Source organism: Acidobacteriota bacterium (assembly GCA_030774055.1).
GTDB lineage: Bacteria > Acidobacteriota > Terriglobia > Terriglobales > Acidobacteriaceae > JACPNR01.
Genome location: JALYLW010000041.1, coordinates 14,619 through 35,076, shown reverse-complemented (window position 1 = coordinate 35,076; position 20,458 = coordinate 14,619). Strand labels below are relative to the sequence as shown.

Here is a 20,458-nt window from a genome sequence, read left to right as displayed (position 1 = left end):
TCTGCAAGGTGTCCAATCCACAGGACACCTATGCTATAACCGCCAGCAGCACGGGCAACTACTTGTTCTTCCACACCGGCTTGCGCTTCTCTAAGACCGCGCGCAGGCCTTCTTGCACGTCTTCGAGCGCCATCAGCTGATTCAAGTACACGTCTTGCGACTTCTTCATCGCTTCCTTGATGGGCAGTCCCATCGAGCTCGAGATCACTTTCTTGGTCATCTCCAGCACCGGGGACGAGAACTCACCGATCTTCGCGATAATGTCGGCCACGGTCTTCTGCAGGTCGGCCTCGCTCACCACCTTGTTCACGAAGCCGAGCGAGTGCGCCTCTTCCGCGCTCAGCGCCTCACCGGTGAGGATCAGCTCATAGGTCTTCTTCGGCCCGATCAGCTGCGGCAGCATGATGGCGGCGAAGGGCGGGAAGATGCCGAGTTTCACCTCCGGCTGCGCGAACTTTGCCTTGGGCGTTGCGATCACCATGTCGGCAAACGCCACCAGTTCGGAGCCCGCGCCGATGGCCGGCCCGTTCACGATCACGATCATCGGCTTGGAGATCTCGGTGATGGCGTGGAAGACGCGGTTGAAAGCATCGAGCGTCTGGAACACGCGGTCGGACTTCGAATCCTCCAGGCCGATGCCCGCGGAGAACGTCTTTTGGTTCGACTCCAGCAGGATCGCCTTGATGTCGCCGCGCCCGTTCAGGCTCTCGATCGCATCTGCCAGCTCGTTCATCAGCGGCACCGTCAGCACGTTGTACGGCGGATGGTTCAGCGTGATCCGCGCCATGAACGAAGACGTGTCAAAGATGATGTGCTTGTAGCCCTTCTTTTCGGACTTTGGTTCCTGAACCTCAACCATGCCGCCGGACGGGGTCGCCATACTTCACCTCTTGCTGGGGGGTGCGTGTGATATTGCGCGCGTGATTATGGTCCGAAATGCCGCCCGCGGGCAAGCCGCACGAACGGGCTGGGCCACTGCTAGAATGGCGCCATGAAAATCTCCATCGGCGCCGACCATGCCGGTTACGAGCTGAAAGAAAAGCTCAAGCAACGCCTGGCCCAGGAGGGCGTACAGGTAGACGACGAAGGCACCGTCTCGACCGAATCCGTCGACTATCCCGACTACGCTCGTAAGGTCGGCGAGAAGGTCGCCGCGAAGCAAGCCGAGCTCGGACTGCTCGTCTGCGGCTCGGGCATCGGCATGGCCATCGCCGCGAACAAGGTCCCCGGCGTGCGCGCCGCCAGCGTCTCCAGCGAGCAGGAAGCCGGGCTCTCGCGCGACCACAACGACGCCAACGTGCTCGCCATCGGCGCCCGCTTCCTCGATGAGAAGAAAGCCTGGGCCATCGTCGAGAAGTTCCTGCACACGCCCTTCGCCGGCGGCCGTCATCAGCGCCGCGTCGACAAGATCACCGCGATCGAACGGGAAGAGATCCAGTCGCATGCCGGCGAAAAATCCCGCGCCTGAGCGCATCAGCGCGCAGTGCCAGCTGCGGCGCGGCGACCAGTTCTCCTCCGGCACCGCTACCATCGACCGCGAGCGGCTCATCTTTCGCGGCTATTTCCGACTCGAGCTTGCGCTCGCCGACATCCGCTCCGCCGAGGTCCAGCGCGACATCCTGAAGCTCGAGACTGCCGACGGATACCTCACGCTCAAGCTCGGCAAGCAGGCGCAGGCGCGCCGGTGGGCCGACTTCATTCGCGCCTCGCGCTAGCATCCTCGCTCTGGCATCCCACGCCGCCGCGGGAATACACTGAGGCTTCGATCTATGGCAGATCCTTATGAACAACAGCATGAATCGTCCGCTCGCCGAGGCTGACCCCGAAGTCGCGCAAGCCATCGCCAACGAGGAACGCCGCCAGCACGAAGGCTTGGAGTTGATTGCCAGCGAGAACTTCGTCTCCGAGGCCGTGCTCGAGGCCGCCGGCTCCGTCTTCACCAACAAATACGCCGAGGGATATCCCGGCAAGCGCTACTACGGCGGCTGCGAGTTTGCCGACATCGTCGAGAACCTCGCCCGCGATCGCGCCAGGCAGCTCTTCGGCGCCGAGCACGCCAATGTTCAGCCGCACTCCGGCTCCACCGCCAACATGGCTGCTTACGCTGCCGTGCTTCAGCCCGGTGACCCCATCCTCGGGCTCAACCTCGCCCACGGCGGACACCTCACCCACGGCCACCCCCTGAATTTTTCCGGCAAGACCTACAAGATCATTCCCTATGGCGTGACCAAAGAGACCGAGACCATCGACTACGACGCGCTGGAGAAGCTGGCGGAAGAGCACAAACCCAAGCTGATCATCGGTGGCGGCTCGGCGTATCCGCGCATCATCGACTCCGCGCGCATGCGCCAGATCGCCGACAAGGTCGGCGCGCTCTACCTCGTGGACATGGCGCACTTCGCCGGGCTCGTCGCCGGCGGAGCGCATCCTTCGCCCGTGCCGCACGCCCACATCGTCACAACCACCACGCACAAGACGCTGCGCGGACCGCGCGCCGGCATGATCCTCTCGAAACAAGAGCACGCCGCGGCCATCGACAAAGTCATCTTCCCCGGCGTGCAGGGTGGCCCGCTGGTGCACATCATCGCGGCGAAAGCCGTCTGCTTCCGCGAGGCGATGCAGCCCAGCTTCAAGGACTACGCCCGCCAGGTCGTCGCGAACGCGAAGGTGCTGGCGCAATCGCTCGCCGAGGAAGGCTTCCGCATCATCTCCGGCGGGACGGACACGCACCTCATGCTGGTCGACGTTTTTGCCAAAGGCATGCTCGGCTCCGACGCCGAGAAAGCGCTAGGCGAGGCCGGCATCACCGTCAACAAGAACGCCATCCCGTTCGACACCAATCCGCCGATGAAGCCGAGCGGCATCCGCGTCGGCACGCCCGCCATCACCACACGCGGCATGAAGGAAGCGGAGATGAAGCAGGTCGGCCGCTGGATCGCCGAAGCGCTGAACCAACGCGCCGATGCCGCCGCGCTTGCGCGCATCCGCAAGCAGGTGCTCGGCCTCTGCGAACAGTTCCCACTCTATGCCGCACGCCGCGCGCGCAACGCGGCAGAACTCAAGGCTTGAAGCATCTGGGGACGGCTGGTACATTTTCTTCGCGCCTGTGACTATCGCCATCCGCTAACGATACCTTTTGCCGCCGGCGCGGTCCGGAACACCGGCCGCGCGCGCGTGCGCAGCTGTGCGCACTTCTTCCAACGCAAAAGGAGAACCACCCAGAATGTCATCCCATTGGTACGAAACCAAGTGGTACGAAACCAAGTGGTACGAGACGTTTTTTCATGGCATCACGCTTGACCTGTGGCGTAACGCCGTCACGCCCGAGCAGACCAGCGCCGAGGTGGACTTCGCCATCGCGAGGCTCGCGCTCGCTCCCGGTGCCCGCGTGCTCGATGTCCCTTGCGGCAACGGACGCCACTCGCTCGAGCTCGCTGCGCGTGGCTTCTCCGTCGTGGGCGTCGATCTCGCGGAGGAGTTCATCGCGGAAGCCCGCGCAAACGGCCAACAGCGCCAGCTCAATAACGTCGACTGGCGTCTCGCCGACATGCGCGAGTTGCCGTGGCAGTCGGAATTCGATGCCGCTATCTGTCTCGGCAACAGCTTCGGATATCTCGAGCACGATGCGACGCTCGACTTTCTGCGCGCGGTCGCGCACGCATTGAAGCCCGGCGGGCGTTTTCTGCTCGAGACCGGCGCCGCCGCCGAGTGCCTGCTGCCGCATCTCGAGGCGAGCACGGAGTACGTGATCGGCGACATCACCATGCAGACGGTGAACGACTATCGGCCTGCCGAAGGTCGCCTCTAAGGCGAAGACACCTTCATCCGCAACGGCGAACGAGACGTTCGCCGCTCGTCGCAGGCGGTGTACACCGCGGGAGAGATCGTGCGCATGTTGCGCTCCACAACGTTCACCGTGCAGGCGTTGTATGGCGGCACGGACGGCAGCGATTTCCGGCTCGGCTCGCGCGACCTGCTGCTCGTCGCCGCAAGGAGCTGATCCCGGGGGTGCGGAGAACACGCCGTCTCGGTGTTCTCTGCGTCGCCGTGGTTACAATGCTCCTCGTGCGCGTCGCTATCGATATCCGCCGTGTCGGTTCGTTCGGCATCGGGACGTACATCCGCAACGTCGTCCGCACGCTCGCGCGCATCGGCCCGCAGAACGAATACGTCCTCATCGGATTGCCCGAGCGCTTTGCCGAACTGGGCGAGCTGCCGCCCAATTTCACTTGCGTCCCGCTGCCGCATCTCGAGCGCGCCGTGCGCGCTTACTTTGCCTTCGACACCATCGTAAAGCGCGAGCGCTGTGACATCGCCCACATCCCGCACCTGTTCTGGCGGCCCCGCGCCATGTCGCGGCCCTACCTCGTCACCGCGCATGACGTGATGACCTACATGTTCCCGCGGCCCGACGAATCCACGTTCCGCCGTCTCTTTCACCATCGCCTCTCGCGGCGCGCGCTCGCCGGCGCCTCGCGCATACTCTCCGTCTCAAAGTTCACCAAGAGCGAGATCGTGCGCTACTTTCACATCCCGGAAGCGAAGATCGAGGTCATCCCCAACGCCATCGACGAGCGCTTCCGCGTCGGACACGCCACTGCCGCCGACCGCGCTCTCGTTGCCGAGCGCTACCAGGTGAACTATCCGTTCCTGCTTTACGCCGGCAACATCAAGCCGCACAAGAATCTGGTGCGCATCATCGAAGCGTTCTCCGTGCTCAAGGCGGAGCTGAAGAAGGAAGGGAAGTTCCCTGACCTCAAGCTGATCATCATCGGCGACGAGCTGTCGAAGCATCCCGACCTGCGCCGCACCGTGATCAAGAGCGGCGTGGAGCGCGACGTCCGCTTTCTCGGCTTCGTCTCCATCGACACCCTGCGCATCTTCTACGACCTCGCCAAGATCTTCGTCTTCCCCTCGCTCTACGAAGGCTTCGGATTGCCGCCCCTCGAGGCCATGGCGCTGGGCACGCCGGTGGTCACCTCGAACACCTCGTCGCTGCCCGAAGTCGTGGGGCAGGCCGCCGTCCTCGTCAATCCGGAAAACGTCTTCGAGATCACCCGGGCCTTGCTTCGCGTGCTGCTCGACCAGGAGCTGCGCGCGCGTTTGAAGGCGGCCTCCATCGAGCAAGCCCAACGCTTTTCTTGGGAGACATCCGTCGGCCGCCTGCTTGAGGCCTATAGCCAGGTTGCTGGGAACTAAGGTTCCTCCCCCCTCCAGAGCTCCTGACCTGAGCTGCTGAAATCCTCCGTCTGGCAGCCCTCCTGTGGCCGTTCAAGTGCTTCTAATCCGGCAGTGCGGCGAAGCGGTGAGAGGCACAGGGCCACCGAGATGCGTAAACTTTTCCCAATCTTTATCACGCTGACAACGCTCATTGCCGCCGCAATGGGACAAGTCCAGGTAGCGGCCCCCTCCAGCGGTCGAGGCGCCGATCTGGCGACCGCCGATCTAGCGACCATCATTGCGCGCATGGAACGAGCGCAGGCCGACAACCGAACCCACTTCCGCCCGTATGTCGTCACGTGCGATTACAAGCTCTATGGCTCGGACACCAGTCGCGCCACCTCTGAGGTCGTTGCCGAGCTCAGCTTCCAGCCGCCGGACCAGAAGCAATACGAGATCAAGCAGAGCAGTGGCTCAGGCTCGGGGGAGAAGGTGGTTCGCCGCGTGCTCGATCGAGAGACGGAGATGGCGCGCCAGGCGGGTCAGTTCGACCTGAATCGGAGTAATTACGATTTCGGATTGTTGCGCACCGAGCAGCTAGCTGGTGTTCCCGTCTACGTGCTCGATCTGCGTCCCCGGCGCAGCGACCGTAACCTGCTCCAGGGCGAGGCCTATGTGGACGCCGCGACCTACCGTATCCGTCGCATCGTGGGCCGCCCGGCGAAGAGCCCGTCTTGGCTGATCAAAGACCTGCAACTCACGCTCACGTTCAGCGAAGCGAAGGGGATGTGGATGCAGACCGGCAGCGAGGCCGTTGCCAACGTGCGCTTCGTCGGCAAGCATGTCTTCGTCTCGCACGATGTCAGCGTGCAGACCGCCGAGGTGGTCGCAGAGAACTTCGCGCCCGCGCGCTCCGTCGCCACCCGCCGGCTACGCCCGCGGACCGCTCCCGCGCTGGGTGCCGGCGTCCTGCGTTAAAACCGGCGTCCTGCGCTAAAAACGATCTTGCGGATCATGATGGACGCCAACCAGGATTCTCGTCTACCTGTTCAACTCTGAACAGTTCTCCCGCCGGGACATCGCTACCATCCTCGCTGTGGGACACATTGCATAGCGCGCGCGAAACAATTCTGAGCACCGGAAACAGGAGAATCATATGAAGAGCTTGCTCGTTACAGTCGTGATCTTTTTGGGCTTAATGATCGCTGGTTGCACCCAGACCGCAGCACCGCCGGAACAGGGTCAACCTGGCCAGCCCGGGGCAGCTGGAGCATCCGGCCAGACCGGCGCACAGGGTACCTCCGGCCAGGCTGGCGATCCCGGCCAGACCGGACAGACCGGCGCGCAAGGCGCGCAGGGAAACCAGGGTAATCAGGGAAACACCGGCAACCCCGGCGTAACACCGTGCCCGGCGGGTCAGCAGCCCTCCACCAACGCGAGAACGGGTGCAGCGAGTTGTGTCCCCGCCTCGTGTCCCGCTGGCTACCACCGCTCTACCGACTCGGTTACTGGAGCCGTGACCTGCGTCAGAAACTAAGGCAGCGTTTCGGTGTCTGAAAAAGCTGATGCCCTCCGACTGGTCTTCCCAGCCGGAGGGCATTTTGTGCCAACGGACCTGTAAGCCGAATTCTGTCCCCCCGTCGTTCCAAGGAACGGCGAGAGGGACGGTCATTCCTCTAGTCCAGACCTCGCGATCTGGATCCAGCGACCTACCCGCAGGTTTGGCGAGCCGAGCCGGTTCGCGTCCAGGTTTCCCCGGACTCCCTGCCTATTTGGTCTTGCTCCATGTGGGGTTTGCCATGCGCCGTCTGTTGCCAGCCGGCCGGTGCGCTCTTACCGCACCTTTTCACCCTTACCGGGGCCTTGCGGCCCAGGCGGTATTTTCTCTGTGGCACTTTCCGTCCCTTGGCTTTGAGACCAAGGTCCCAGGCGTTACCTGGCACATCGCTCTGCGGAGTTCGGACTTTCCTCGCGCGCTTGCGCGCCCGCGACCGTCCGGCCCGCTTGCAACTCCTCCATTGTATTCGATGGCCCTCTCCCCTAGGGGACTCATCCCGCAGCTACTCTCGTTCGTCAACCCCTAGGCCATCGTGCGCCCAACCGGGCGCTTCACCCCTAGTGCCCCTTGGACACTTTTTTGCCCTCCCGCCGCGGGTCGGGAGGGCGGTGCAGCCCCTCGACCCCCTGCTACAATCGTCCCTTCTCCATGAGTAACCTGGAAGCCATCCGCATCGCCCTGCAATCGCTCTGGGCGAACAAACTCCGGTCCGTGCTCACCCTGCTGGGCGTGGTCATCGGCGTGGCCGCCGTGATCGCGGTGGTCACTTTCGTGAACGGCATCAACAGTTACGTGGCCGAGAAGGTCTTCAACCTCGGCGCCGACGTCTTCATCGTGAGCAAGATGCCGAACGTGATCACCAACATTGATCAGCTCACCGAAGGCCAGAAGCGTAAAGACATCACCCTCGAGGACTACCGGGCCGTGCTCGAAGGCTGCCGCCACTGCTCCTACATCGGCGCTTCGGTGAACAACAGCAACGGACACATCCGTTACGGCGAGCAGTCCAGTTCTGACACCGGCGTTCGCGGCTGGACTCCCTCCATGGCTTCCATCTATGACCTCGACGTCGTCGAGGGCCGCTTCCTCACGCAGACAGACATGAATACCGCCGCGCACGTCGTCATCATCGGCGCCGACATCATGGACAACCTGATGAAAGGTGTCGATCCGGTCGGCAAAGAGATCCGCATCGACGGCCAGTCCTACACCATCGTTGGGCTCGCGAAACGCCAGGGAAAGACGCTCGGCCAAAGCCGCGACAATTGGGTGATGATGCCTATCAGCAGCTGGCAGCGCCAATATGGCGCGCACAACACCATCCGCATCTGGGGCAAGGCCGCCGGTGTGGGCCAGACCCTCGCCAGCGCGATGGAAGAAGTCCGCGTCATCCTGCGCTCGCGCCGCCACGATGCCCTCGGCAAGCCGGATTCCTTCGACCTCGATACCAACCAGAGCTTCCTCAGCCTCTGGGCCAGCATCAGCGACAACATCTTTGCCGTCACCATCGCGCTTGCCTCCATCTCGCTCATCATCGGCGGCATCGTCATCATGAACATCATGCTGGTCTCGGTTACCGAGCGCACCCGCGAGATCGGCATCCGCAAAGCCCTGGGCGCGCGCAAGACAGACGTTCTGCGCCAGTTCCTCATTGAAGCTTGCATCCTGGCAGTGATCGGCGGCATGTTTGGCGTAGTGCTCGGCTTCTTGGTCGCCGAGACCGTTACCCTCGTCATTGGCATGCCCTCGCGCATCGAGTTGTGGGCTGTGGTCGCGGCGCTCGTCGTCTCCGCTTCCGTCGGCATCTTCTTCGGCGTGTACCCGGCACGCAAGGCTGCGAACCTCGATCCCATCGCCGCCTTGAGGTTCGAGCTGTGATCTTCAAGCGCAGTGGACACCAGGCCGAGATCATGCGGATGGCGCTCGATACCATCCGCGGCAACAAGCTGCGTTCCGGCCTCACCATCCTCGGCGTCGTCATCGGCGTCGCCGTCGTCATCCTCATCTCCTCCGTGGTCAACGGACTCAAACACAACATCGACGTCTCCATCACCGAGTTCGGCTCCAACATCGTGTGGGCCTTCCGCTTCGATTTCTTCACCTTCCAGCGCCCGACGGAAGAGATCCGCTTGCGCAAAGAGCTGGTCAAGGAAGATGCCGAGGCGATGAAAGACCTGCCCTTTGTCGAGGCCGTCACCGTGGGCGTGCGCTACTTCAATCCCCAGTTCGGCATGGGTACCTACTCGCTCAGCTACAACGGACGCAAAGTCACCAACACCATCCTTGAAGGCGATACCGCTTCGGTGAAAGAGGTCTACGACATCCACATGAAGGAAGGCCGCATGTGGACGGACGAAGAAGACCGCCGCAGCGCCAACGTGGTTATGCTCGGCAACGACACTGCCGAAGAACTTTTTCCGGGCGAACCGGGCATGCTCAAGGAGATCAAGATCGAAGGTCGCCTCTTTACCGTCATCGGTGTGGCCGAGCCGCGCAAGAACGTGATTTCCGGCGGCAAGAACCCGGAAGACAACATCGCGTACTTCCCCCTGAGCACCTTGCGCAAGATGCACCCTGAACTGAAGGACCATCTCATCAGCGTGAAGGCTGTCTCGCACGAGGCCATGCCCATCGTGATGGACGAGATGCGCGAGGTGTTGCGCCGCCGCCGTCACGTCTCCCCCCAAGCGCCCGACAACTTCGCCATCATGACCCAGGACTCGCTCTCTGACCTCTGGGGACAGTTGACCGGCGGCCTCTTCGTCTTCATGTTCGCCGTCTCGAGCGTAGGATTGCTCGTCGGCGGCGTCGGCGTCATGAACATCATGCTCGTCTCCGTCACTGAGCGGACCCGGGAGATCGGCGTGCGAAAAGCCATTGGCGCCCGCAAACGCGCCATCCTGCTCCAGTTCACGCTCGAAGCCATCACCCTCACCGGGCTCGGCGGGCTTATCGGCATCATTTCCGGCTCGGCCCTCGTCCTCATCATCCAGTTCTTCCTCACCGCGATTCCGGCGCGACTCTCCATGGGATGGCTCACTGCGGCCTTTCTCATCTCCTGTGCCATCGGCCTCATCTTTGGGATCTATCCGGCGTGGAAGGCCGCCAATCTGGACCCCATCGAATCCTTGCGCTATGAATAGGCGTTTTCCGTTCCAACACTCCGTCATGTTTTTTGCCGGGGGCCGTTGAGTGTCGCATTCCAAGTCGTCTTTGCCGTGCTCGCGCTCTGCGGCATCGGTTTCTATGTGATCTCGTTGTGGAGCGCGCGTTCCTTCTTGCGCGCGCGGCGTTCCGCTCTCGGCTTCGCGCCGCCAGTCTCGATACTCAAGCCGGTGCGTGGCATCGATCCTGACCAACGCCAAGCCTTCCGTTCCCACTGCTTGCAGGATTACTCCGGCGACTACGAGCTCATCTTCGGCGTCGCGGACGCTTCCGATCCCGTCGTGGCCAACGTGGAGCTACTGCGGCAGGAGTTCCCGGAGCGCCGCATCGAACTGGTCGTCTGTCCGGAGATACTCGGCGCCAATCGCAAGGTCTCAAGCCTCATCCAGATGCTGCCGCGCGCCCGCTTCGAGCACGTGCTCATCAATGACAGCGACATCCGCGTCGAGCCGGACTATCTGGCGCGCGTCCTGCGCCACTTCGCGCCCGCAGCCGAGGGGGCTGCCCAGACCGGCATGATCACGGCGCTGTATCGCCCCATTCCTGGCCGCACACTCGGGTCGAGACTGGAGGCGCTCGGCATCTCCACCGAGTTCATGGCCGGAGTGCTGACCGCGCGGCAGATCGAGGGCGGAGTCCATTTCGCGCTGGGCTCGACCCTGGCATGCACGCGCTCGGCGCTCGCCGCCATCGGCGGCCTCGAGACGCTGGTGGACTACCTGGCTGACGACTTCGAACTCGGCGCGCGCATCTCGGCCGCGGGTTACCGCGTCGAGATCGCCGATACCGTGGTCGAGAACCACATTCCCGATTACTCTATGCGCGACTTCTTCGATCACCAGCTGCGTTGGGGACGCTCCACGCGTAGCTCGCGTCCCTGGGGATACGCTGGCCTCGCGCTCACCTTCGGCGTGGTGTGGGCTGCCTTCGCCGCGCTCGCCAGTGCCGGCGCATGGTGGAGTTGGTTGTTGCTGGCTGCTGCTGCCGCGCTGCGCGTTACCGTCGCGCTGGTCGTCGGATTGCTCGTGCTGCACGACCGTTACGTGCTGCGTGACCTGCCGCTGCTGCCGCTACGCGAGCTCATTGCCGTGGTCATCTGGGTGGCGAGCTACGCCGGCTCGCGCGTCCACTGGCGCGGTGAGGACTTCGTCCTCGATAAGGGCAAGATCCGCCTCGCCTAGCGCCTGCGGGCACAGCGCCGGCGTTATCCAGGGAACTGGCATGCGTCGCTTTCCCTGGCGGGTCATCCGCGAGTCAACCGTGGATAAGCCCCCTTTGGGTTACCCCCTCCCCCCGGGTGTTTTTGACCATTTCCGTTTGGAATCATCATGTTACGGATTGGGTTACCCAATGGAGGATTGGGTTACCCAATGGGCTCTGTTGTCAAAGAGCGAGCGCGACGGCGAGTAGGCACACCCCGCCAATTCCAGTATGCGCCAATTGGAGGGGTAAACCGGACAGTTGGCGCGGAACTTTATCGTGAACCGATGCAAGGAGTTAGGAGGAAATCGAGAGAAAGAGGGGCTTGACAAGGATTCTTCTGCCGTCATTCTTCCTCCCACACAAGCAAACCCGGCTTGTGTGGGGCACCCGCATGACGCTGTATTTCGCGGGCGGGACGCCGGCGCTACGGGCGGGCGAGTCGCCCGCCTCCACACGAGCCTGAGCAGAATCAGAAGCCGCCCTTAGCCTCCGCCCCGACGACGTAGTAGCGGTCGGTGCGGGGCAGCTTGGCGAAGTATCCGAGGGCGAAGAAGAGGAGCGTGCTCGCGAGGAAGGCGGCGAGGCGCAGGCGGTTAAGGGGCGCGCCGGACATGCCCATACGCGAGCCGAGACGCCACATCGCCCAGGCGATGACTTGTGTGGGGACGACCGTCCAGATGGCCACGTAGAACCAGCCGCGCTCGGCACCCTCGTTTTTCGTCGAGCGGCGCGCGCGCGGTGTCACGCCAAACGCCGTCGCGAGTACCACCATTAGCGCCAGCACCCAGTAGAGCCAGTTGTACATCGTCTTGAGCCGCCACTCGCCGGTCACGTTCGCGATGATCAGCCCCACGAGGTTCAGCGTGTAAGGGACGAGCAGCGCGATCCATGCCGCGGTGTAGCAGACCACGCGATACCACAGGTTCGGCTGGTCCACGCCCCAATGCGTGATGTACGGGCGCGGTTCCGCGCCAGGCAGGCGTCCGGCAAATCCGCGCCAGGCGCAGAGGGCGGCGACGATGGCGAGCCAGAGCCAGTGGCGGCGGTCGGGACCGTGGGCGTAGAGGTCTCCGGTGAGATTGCCGGGCAGGATCCAGAAGACCCAGATCCAGATGGGCACGTGGAGTACGCGGTAGTAGTGCTTGTTGCGCTCGCGTTCGACGACTTTCTTCATGCTTCAGTCACGAAACCCTTTAACCACGAAGGACACGAAGGGACACCAAGGTAACATCTGTTTTTTCCTTCGTGAAACTTCGTGACCTTCGTGGTTAGAGATACTCCACGATCTGCTGCAAATCTTTCGCGATCTGTTCGGGGTCCGTCCCGGGCGGAAAGCGGACGGGCTTGCCGATGCGCACCTTGATGGTCCCGGGACGCGCGAAGCGCTGCTTGCGAACTTTGAGCGGGAACAGGTCTTCGATGCGCATGGGGATGATGGGCAGTCCCAAGCGGTTCGCCAGCAGGCCAATACCACTGCGGAACTTCGCCATCTCGCCGGTCGTCGTCCGCACGCCCTCGGGAAAAATAAGCACGCTGTAGCCACGGTCGGCGGACTCGCCTGCGTACGCGAACGCTTCACGGAAGCCCGTGGTCTTGGGAAGCGGGAAAACATTGAACAGCGCGATGGTGAGAAAGTAGCTCAGCTTTTTTAGCGGACGCCGCCATGCCGGGACATCGGCCCCAGGGTGGCGCATCACGCGAAGCTGCTCGCCTTCCATCGCGGTGGCGAGGCGGTTGCGCAGGCGCGGCGGCAGCGCGTAAAGGATGAAGCCGACGTCGAGGTAAGCGACATGATTCGAGATGACCAGCGCAGGTCCGCGTAGCTCGCGCAGATTCTCGCGGCCGATGACTTTCGGCTTGTTCATCAGCATGGTCGCCGGCCAGGTGAGCAGGTAATAGATGATGGGGCGGATCCAGGTGAACGGCCAGCGCTGCGCCCAGCGCGGGTATTCGTAGTCGGTGCGCGCCGCCGTTGATCCGAAAGCAGGCTGCTCGCGCAGCATCTTCTCGAGCTCGCCGACGGTGGTGGCGGCAGCGAATCCGCTCTCGTTGAGGTCGAGCTGGTAGCGGTCTTCGATGGCAGACATCAGCTCCACGCGGTCCAGCGAGCTGAGGTTCAGGTCGCCTTCGAGCTTGGCGTTTTTTCCCAGGGCTCCGGAGAACGACGCGACGGGACGTCCGGTGATGTGCGCGATGAGCTCGGCGAGCGCGCCTTGCTCGGGAGCGGTGGCCTTGTCGCTTGCCGCCGCCGGTTCGTACGTTTTCAGCAAACCAGCCTGCGCCTGCGCGGCGATCAGGTTGGTGCGCGGCTTCTGCGTGGAAGTCCGCGGGAAATCCTGCTCCGGCCAGACGTACCAGCTGTGCATCTGCTGATACTCGGCGAGCGAGCCGTTGGCGCGCTTGACGACTTCAGCGGCTTCGCCGTGACCCAGCAGCAGGACGGCGCAAGGTTCGGCGTTGCCGCCACGTTCGAGACCGATGACGACGCAATCGCGCACCTCGGGCTGGCGGCGCAGCGCGCCTTCGAGGTCGTCGGGAAATACGTTCATGCCGGCGGGCGTTACGATCACGTTCTTCTTGCGTCCCTTGAAGAAGAGATTGCCCTCGGCGTCGAGCGCGCCGACGTCGCCGGTGCGGAACCATCCCGCATCTTCGCTGCGGCTGTCCTCGCCTTGCAGGACCGGGGTGAACTGCTTGCCCTGCCAGTATCCGGCGGCGAGGTTCTCGCCGCGGACCAGGATCTCGCCATCATCGGCCAGCTTGAGCTCGCGGCCGGGCAGCACCTTGCCGATCGCGCCCTTGGCCAGCTTGAAAGGATGATTCACGCTGATCAGCGAAGTGGTCTCGGTGAGTCCGTAGCCCTGGATGACGGCATAGCCAAGTCGCCTCCAGAACTCTTCCGTCTCGGCATCGAGCGCGGCGCCACCTGAGATGAACGCCCAGAACTTCCAACCCAATTTGCGATGGATGCGGCGGAAGGTAAGCCAGCGGCGCAGGAACTTCTGCTCCTTGCCGCGTTCGAAGGCGCGGCGCAGCCACGCGCTCTTGCCTTCCGCCTCGACGTCGCGCTCGATCTTATCGGCGAGCGATTGCAGCATCCGCGGGACCGCGACGACGACCGAGACGCGCTCTTTCCTTACTGTCTGCAGGACTTCGGTGGGGTTGAGCGTGTCTTGAAAAAGGACGGTGCCGCCGATCAGTTGCGGCACGAAGACGCCGAGGAACTGTCCGAAGACGTGCGAGAGCGGCAGCAGGTTGAGGAAGCGGATGGGATGGAACCAGCGCTCCCACTTGCTGTACTTCGCGATCTCGCGCGCGAGCGGTTCGAGGTTCGCGAGCACGTTGCCGTGCGAGATGACCACGCCCTTGGGGTCGGCGGTGGTGCCCGAGGTGAAGACGATCTCGAGCGTGTCGGCACGGCTGAGCGGGGGCGGGGAATAGGATTCCGCGGAAAACTCCGCCACAACTTCGGCAAGATCTTCCAGGATGATGCGCGGGAGCGTGACGCGCGGGAGATCGACGTCGATCTCGGGCAGCTCGCGCGAGCTGATCACCAGCTTCGCGTCCACTTGCTCGGCCACGCGGCGGACGAAGTCGGGCGTGGCGACCTTGTCCATCGGAACGACGACGGCGCCACGCAGCACGCAACCGACGAACGCCACGCCCCACTCGGCACAGTTCTCGCCCCACACCACGACGCGGTCGCCACGGGCGACGCCGCGCGATTCCAAAAGCCTCGCGAAGCGGGCGGCTGTATCGGCCACGCGGCGATAGCTCCAGCGCTCCCAGCGGTATCCGCGGTGGTGCACATAGGCAGTGCCCGACCCCCAGCGGCGGAGGTCTTGGAAGTACTGCGCGAGTGAGTCCCGTGGCACCGGAAAGGGCTGCATGCGAGAAGCCAAGGTAAATGCAATCAGGGCCGCAGGCCAAGCGCGGGCCCACCTGCCAGAGTAGCTGCATCCCATCTCGTCCATACAACCATCCAGAGCTGCCGCTGTTCCAACTAAGGACATGGCTGAACTCTCGTTGCGTCGTCGTGCGCCGCGCATCCTGGTAGTGGACGACAATCCCGACAACATCATCCTCACGCGCGAGCTGCTCGGCTCGCGTGGTTACGAGGTCACGACTGCGACCAGCGCTGACGCGGCGCAGGCAGCCATCCGCGCGCAGCATCCTGACCTGATCCTGCTCGACGTGATCATGCCTGGCAAGACGGGCTACGAGCTGTGCCATGAGTTGAAAGCAGATCCGCAGACGCGGCTCATCCCGGTGGTGATGATCACCGGGCTGACCGACCGCGAAGACCGCATCCGTGGGATCGAGGCCGGCGCCGACGAATTCCTCAACAAGCCGATATTCCCGGAGGAACTGTTCGCCCGCGTGCGCTCGCTGCTGAAGCTCAAAGAGTTCACCGACGAGCTGGAGAGCGTGGAGACGGTGCTATTCACGCTCGCCCTCGGCGTGGAAGCGCGCGATCCCTACACCGAAGGCCACTGCGAGCGGCTTTCGCATCTGGCGCAAGATCTGGGACGCTTCTTGCATCTCGACGAGGATTCCGTGATCGCGCTGCGCCGCGGCGGCGTGCTGCACGACCTGGGAAAGATATCCATCCCCGACAACATCCTGAAGAAGGGCGACATGCTCACTCCGGAAGAGTGGGAGATCATGAAGCAGCACCCGGTGATCGGAGAGAACATCTGCAAGCCGCTGAAGGCGCTGCGGCTGGTGCTGCCCGTCATCCGCAACCATCACGAGCACTGGGATGGCTCGGGATATCCGGACGGGCTGCGCGCGCACGCGATCCCCTTGCTGGCGCGCGTGCTGCAGATCGTGGATGTGTATGACGCGCTGCGCACCACCCGTCCGTATAAACCTGCCCGCACCCACGAAGAGACCGAGCGCACCATGCGCGAGGAAGCCGCGCGCGGTCTGTGGGATAGAGAGCTCGTGGCGGAGTTCTTCACCATGCTCGAGCAGCAGAAGCGGTCCGTCGCCTGAGCCGCGTGAGCCTGCGGTAAATCATTGCAAATCCTGAATCGTACGGGCTAAACTCCGGTTCCCGACTCCCAGGGAACAGCACGGAACAGCATCGGCCCGAGGTGTGTCTTGTCTGAGGAAAATCGGCAGCTGCAGGACCTGGTAGCGGTCCACGGCTTCTATGTCGGATTGATCGAGATCGCGTTGGCGCACGCCGTGCCGTTGCCGCAGGAGGCGGTGCAGGCGGCAGCCGACCGCGAGCATATGGAGAGTTCCATCGCCGTGCTGCAGCGCTGGCTTGACCTGCTGGATATGGCCATCAATCCGCCGATGGTGCGCGACGCGCTGAAAGATGCGACCACCGACCAGACGGCCGAGGCGCTCCTGCGCTACTACATCCAGAAGGGTTCGGCGAAGGAGAACGACCGCGACAAAACCGATTTTGTGGCAACCTTCCTCTATCGCCGCATGGCGGGCGCGCAGAAGCAGGAAGACCGCTCGCAGGACTTCGCCAAGCAACTGGAGAGCACGCTCGCCGGGATCCCCGTCCCCGAGCTGCCCAAGGAACGGGCGCAGTTGATCGGGGAGTTCGAGTTCATCCGGCAGGAAGTGGAAGACATCCGGCATTTCGACAAGCTGATGGATTCCGGCATCTCGCAGCGGGTACGCGAGATCAAGCTCTCGCTGCAGCAAAGCTTCTATCATCCGCGGGCGCTGGCGACCATCTCCGCCTACAACGCGTTCTTCGGCGCGCGCTTTGACGAGCTCTTCCACCAGGCGGCGCAGCACATCAAGTCGTTCGCGGCGCAGGCGCAGCAGCAGGGCACGTCCATCATGTCGAAAGTGGATGAGGACGTGACCTTCCAGCACCTCGAGCAGGTGGACGACGAAGTGCTGAACGTGGAATATGGCCGCGCGCAGGAGCAGTTCCGCAAGTTCTCGAAGTTCAAGAAGGCAGTGGATAAGAAGATGCCGGCGGTGCGGACGGCTGTGATCGGCGGCGGCGGCGGCGGAGCGGCGGCAGCCGCGGCGCCCTCGGGCCTGATCGTTGATGTGGAGGAAGGCAAGATGCGCGCCGTAGCGGATTCCATTCGCAACTTTACGCGCGCTTCGGATAACAAGGGCGGCATGGTGGTGCCCCTGCCGCACGGCAATTGCGCGCTGACCGCGGCTGAGGCGGAAGCCTTCCGCGCCGACTTCTTGCAGGAAAAGAGTTTTCGCGCCGACTACGCGCGCGCGATGCAGCGAGCGGTCTGCCTCTCGAACCGCATGATCAGCGAGATGCGCGACTATCACGCCAAGCGGGGATCGGAATACCTGTGGAAGCCGCACGCCGATGCCCTGGCGTACCTGCTCGCCTCGGCCAACCGCGAGACGGAGAACGCCGGCGCGCTCATCGGGTTGGCGCAACAGCGGGGCCTGGCCGATAAGATCGCGGCGATGAAGGCCACCATCGACAAGCTGCGCGGGCAGTGCCAGAACACGGCGGCGACCCTGCAGACGATGTAGGCGATGGCAACACCGCCTCCCTGGCCGGCAACTAATCCGAAGTAGCTGCTCCCCTGCAGCAAAAATCCTTTATCCTTTCATCACTGGTTGGAACATGTCGTCCGGAACCACGGAGTCACGTACGTACAGCATCGTCATCCCCGCCTATAACGAGAGCGAGCGCATCACCGCCACACTCGACAAGGTGCTCGCACACATCGCGCAGCAGCACTGGACGGCCGAGATCGTGGTGGTCAACGACGGCTCGCGCGACAACACCGCCGAGATCGTGCGCCGCTACGGCCGGCAGAACCCCGCCGTGCGCCTGGTGGAGAACCCCGGCAACCGCGGCAAGGGCTTCAGCGTGCGCAACGGGATGATGAACGCTAACGGTGACGTCCTGCTGTTCACCGACGCCGATCTTTCCTCGCCCATCTACGAGGCGAAGAAGCTGTTCGACGCCCTCGATGCCGGCGCCGACGTCGCCATCGGCTCGCGCTGGTTGCGCGCAGAGCTGCAGACGCAGCGCCAGTCGCTGCTGCGGCAGATCTTCAGCCGGGTCTACAATCTGCTGCTTCGTATCATCCTCGGCCTCCGCTTCGTGGACACGCAGTGTGGCTTCAAGGCATTCAAACGTGAAGCGGCACAGCAAATCTTTCCACGCATGCGCATCGAGCGCTGGGGCTTCGATCCCGAGGCCCTCTACCTGGCCCGCAAAGCCAAGCTGCGGGTGGATGAGATCGCGGTGGAGTGGGCGAACGACGACCGTTCCAAGGTGAACCCGGTGCGCGATGGCATCCGCATGTTCACCGAGCTGCTGCGCGTCCGCTGGAATGACCTCACGGGGAAATACACCGCGCCGGCGACGCCGGCCGCGGTCACCACCGGCACCTAGTAGCACGACCACCCACAAAGTCCGCGCGCCGCAGCGGGTCAGCATTTACAATCGCGCGCCATGAGCGAACGCCGCGAACGCCGCGCGACTTCGTGGTGGCACAAGGTCCCCTTCCGCTGTGAGGTGGGGTGGCTGAACGTGCTGCTGCTCGCCCTTCCGGTGGCGATCGCCCTGCATTTTTCCGGTGACTCGCCTTTTCTTACTTTCCTTTTCGCCGCCCTCGCCATCGTGCCACTCGCCGGCATCCTGGGCGATTCCACTGAAGCGTTGTCGGAATATGCCGGGCCCACGGTGGGCGGCATCCTGAATGCGACCATGGGAAACGCCACCGAGCTGATCATCGGTTTCTTCGCGCTGCGCGCCGGACATATCGAGGTGGTCAAGGCATCCCTGGCCGGCTCCATCATCGGCAATCTGCTGCTGGTGCTCGGCCTCGCGATCATCGTGGGAGGGTGGAACCGCGAGCACCAGACTTTCTCGCGCGTGGCTGCCGGCGCCAACACCACCATGCTGTTCCTGGCAGTGGCCGCGCTGGTGTTGCCGGCAGTCTTCGATCTCTCCGTCTACGGCAACCTGCAGCACGCGGGAGCACGCATCGAGCAGCTCAGTCTGTGGACCAGCGGCGTGCTGATCGCGATCTATGGCGTGAGTTTCATCTTCGTGCTGAAGACACACAAGCGGCTGTTCACGCCGGAGAACGTGGACGAGAAAGGTGAGGGGGCAATGAGCCCGCCGTCAATCTCAAAGACGCGCGCGCTGGGGTCGATGGCTGTCGCGACCGTGCTCATCGCTTACATGAGCGAGATGCTGGTGGGCGAGATCGATGCGGTCACCAAGACCCTGGGCTGGACGGAACTCTTCGTCGGCGTCATCGTGGTGGCCATCGTGGGCAACGCGGCGGAACATTCCACCGCCATAATGATGGCGCGCCGCAACAAGATGGACCTGGCATTCACCATCGCGGTGGGGTCGAGCACGCAGATCGCGTTGTTTGTGGCGCCGGTGCTGGTGTTCGTCTCGCTGGCGATGGGGCGTCCGATGACGCTGGTGTTCAACGCCTTCGAGATCGTGGCCGTCGCGCTCAGCGTGCTGGTGGTCGAGATCATCTCCTCGGACGGCGAGACCAACTGGTTCGAAGGCGCGCAACTGCTCGCGCTCTACCTCATGCTGGGCGTGGCGTTCTACTTCGTGCCTGGGCCGGGACAATAGCGTCCCGGACAAAGTACCGGCCAATAAGATCCGGATAAGCGGGCTTGCCGCGATTGGGTCGCAGCCGCTATTGGCGCGGGCTACTTCGTCGTCTCGAAACGGTAGCCGGCCCCGCGCATGGTCTTGAGATACCTGGGATCCTCGGCATCCTTCTCGATCTTCTCGCGCAGCCGGCGGATGTAGACGTCTACTGAGCGTGCGGTGACGAAGCTGGTATCGCGCCACACCGCATCAAGCAACTGCTCGCGGGTATAGACGCGCCCGGGATTAGCGGTGAAATGCTCGAGCAGGCGGAACTCGGTAGCCGTGAGCGGCACCGGCTTGCCACGCACCTTGAGGGTCATGGCGCCGGTATCGAGTTCGAGGTCGCCATCGCGAAAGACGCGCGGCTCGGGCGTGTGTTCCACGCGGCGTAGCACCGCCTTCACGCGCGCCACCAGCTCGCGCGGGCTGAAAGGCTTGCTGACGTAGTCGTCGGCGCCGAGCTCGAGGCCGACCACGCGGTCGGCTTCGCTGGTCTTGGCGGTGAGGAAGATGATCGGCACGGTGGAGAGTTGGACACTGTGGCGGATCTTCTTGCACAGGTCTAGCCCGGAGCCGCCCGAACCCGGCATCATGATGTCGAGCAGGAAGAGTGCGGGACGCTCCTTTTGCGCGGAGCTGAGCACGTTGCTGCTGTTGGGGAAGGAACGGACGCTGTAGGCCGCGTCCTCGAGATGATGCCGGACGAGTCGCGCGATGTCGGGATCGTCTTCTACGACGTAGATGATCTGCATCTGCCAGCGATTATCGCGGGGCGGAAC

General features: G+C 63.4%; 17 protein-coding genes and 1 other RNA gene. 13 read left to right on the top strand and 5 right to left on the bottom strand.

What is annotated here, in order from left to right:
• Positions 1–58 precede the first annotated feature (58 nt).
• On the bottom strand, positions 59–880 hold the full coding sequence (locus tag M3P27_03560) for an enoyl-CoA hydratase/isomerase family protein (GenBank protein MDP9267385.1): 822 nt from the start codon (positions 878–880) through the stop codon (positions 59–61).
• Positions 881–991: 111 nt separating this feature from the next.
• Here M3P27_03560 and rpiB point away from each other — a divergent pair, with 111 nt between their 5' ends.
• The 6 genes from rpiB to M3P27_03530 all read left to right on the top strand — a co-directional run bounded on the left by rpiB (position 992) and on the right by M3P27_03530 (position 6,138).
• Positions 992–1,468, top strand: coding sequence for a ribose 5-phosphate isomerase B (gene rpiB / locus M3P27_03555; GenBank protein ID MDP9267384.1), 477 nt, complete (start codon positions 992–994; stop codon positions 1,466–1,468).
• A complete protein-coding gene (locus M3P27_03550; GenBank protein MDP9267383.1) occupies positions 1,443–1,715 on the top strand; it encodes a hypothetical protein in 273 nt (90 codons plus the stop codon). Before rpiB ends, M3P27_03550 begins: the two co-directional genes overlap by 26 nt.
• A 79-nt stretch (positions 1,716–1,794) precedes the next feature.
• On the top strand, positions 1,795–3,069 hold the full coding sequence (locus tag M3P27_03545) for a serine hydroxymethyltransferase (protein MDP9267382.1): 1,275 nt from the start codon (positions 1,795–1,797) through the stop codon (positions 3,067–3,069).
• A 154-nt stretch (positions 3,070–3,223) separates the two neighbouring features.
• A complete protein-coding gene (locus M3P27_03540; protein ID MDP9267381.1) occupies positions 3,224–3,808 on the top strand; it encodes a class I SAM-dependent methyltransferase in 585 nt (194 codons plus the stop codon).
• Positions 3,809–4,056: 248 nt separating this feature from the next.
• The gene (locus M3P27_03535) at positions 4,057–5,199 is read left to right on the top strand and encodes a glycosyltransferase family 4 protein (protein MDP9267380.1); all 1,143 of its coding nucleotides are present in this window, start codon (positions 4,057–4,059) and stop codon (positions 5,197–5,199) included.
• Positions 5,200–5,328: 129 nt separating this feature from the next.
• Complete coding sequence (locus tag M3P27_03530; GenBank protein ID MDP9267379.1) at positions 5,329–6,138, top strand: hypothetical protein; 810 nt, start codon at positions 5,329–5,331, stop codon at positions 6,136–6,138.
• Positions 6,139–6,762: 624 nt separating this feature from the next.
• Here M3P27_03530 and rnpB read toward each other — a convergent pair.
• An RNA gene (rnpB, locus tag M3P27_03525) (RNase P RNA component class A) lies at positions 6,763–7,167 on the bottom strand.
• Between the two features lie 199 nt (positions 7,168–7,366).
• Here rnpB and M3P27_03520 point away from each other — a divergent pair.
• From M3P27_03520 to hpnI, 3 genes are read left to right on the top strand one after another with little or no spacing between them, the layout of a single operon-like run.
• Positions 7,367–8,596: an ABC transporter permease gene (locus M3P27_03520; GenBank protein ID MDP9267378.1), complete on the top strand. Its 1,230-nt coding sequence runs from the start codon at positions 7,367–7,369 to the stop codon at positions 8,594–8,596.
• Positions 8,593–9,861, top strand: a complete 1,269-nt coding sequence (locus M3P27_03515; GenBank protein MDP9267377.1) for an ABC transporter permease — start codon at positions 8,593–8,595, stop codon at positions 9,859–9,861. The genes M3P27_03520 and M3P27_03515 overlap by 4 nt, the downstream gene beginning before the upstream one ends.
• A gap of 45 nt (positions 9,862–9,906) precedes the next feature.
• Positions 9,907–11,064 (top strand): bacteriohopanetetrol glucosamine biosynthesis glycosyltransferase HpnI, encoded by a 1,158-nt coding sequence (hpnI, locus tag M3P27_03510; protein ID MDP9267376.1) that lies wholly within the window; start codon positions 9,907–9,909, stop codon positions 11,062–11,064.
• A gap of 491 nt (positions 11,065–11,555) precedes the next feature.
• On the opposite strand, the gene M3P27_03505 is transcribed toward hpnI, so the two are convergent.
• Both M3P27_03505 and M3P27_03500 read right to left on the bottom strand, forming a co-directional pair.
• Positions 11,556–12,260, bottom strand: coding sequence for a hypothetical protein (locus M3P27_03505; protein MDP9267375.1), 705 nt, complete (start codon positions 12,258–12,260; stop codon positions 11,556–11,558).
• A gap of 94 nt (positions 12,261–12,354) precedes the next feature.
• Positions 12,355–14,961 (bottom strand): AMP-binding protein, encoded by a 2,607-nt coding sequence (locus tag M3P27_03500; GenBank protein MDP9267374.1) that lies wholly within the window; start codon positions 14,959–14,961, stop codon positions 12,355–12,357.
• A gap of 136 nt (positions 14,962–15,097) precedes the next feature.
• Between M3P27_03500 and M3P27_03495 the strand changes: the two genes are divergently transcribed.
• The 4 genes from M3P27_03495 to cax all read left to right on the top strand — a co-directional run bounded on the left by M3P27_03495 (position 15,098) and on the right by cax (position 19,655).
• Positions 15,098–16,084, top strand: a complete 987-nt coding sequence (locus M3P27_03495; protein ID MDP9267373.1) for a response regulator — start codon at positions 15,098–15,100, stop codon at positions 16,082–16,084.
• Between the two features lie 108 nt (positions 16,085–16,192).
• Positions 16,193–17,572: a hypothetical protein gene (locus M3P27_03490; protein MDP9267372.1), complete on the top strand. Its 1,380-nt coding sequence runs from the start codon at positions 16,193–16,195 to the stop codon at positions 17,570–17,572.
• A gap of 94 nt (positions 17,573–17,666) precedes the next feature.
• Positions 17,667–18,446, top strand: a complete 780-nt coding sequence (locus M3P27_03485; protein ID MDP9267371.1) for a glycosyltransferase family 2 protein — start codon at positions 17,667–17,669, stop codon at positions 18,444–18,446.
• 60 nt (positions 18,447–18,506) lie between these two features.
• Complete coding sequence (cax, locus tag M3P27_03480) at positions 18,507–19,655, top strand: calcium/proton exchanger (protein MDP9267370.1); 1,149 nt, start codon at positions 18,507–18,509, stop codon at positions 19,653–19,655.
• An 80-nt stretch (positions 19,656–19,735) separates the two neighbouring features.
• Here the strand turns inward: cax and M3P27_03475 are convergent, their stop codons facing one another.
• Positions 19,736–20,431: a response regulator transcription factor gene (locus tag M3P27_03475; GenBank protein ID MDP9267369.1), complete on the bottom strand. Its 696-nt coding sequence runs from the start codon at positions 20,429–20,431 to the stop codon at positions 19,736–19,738.
• Positions 20,432–20,458 lie beyond the last annotated feature (27 nt).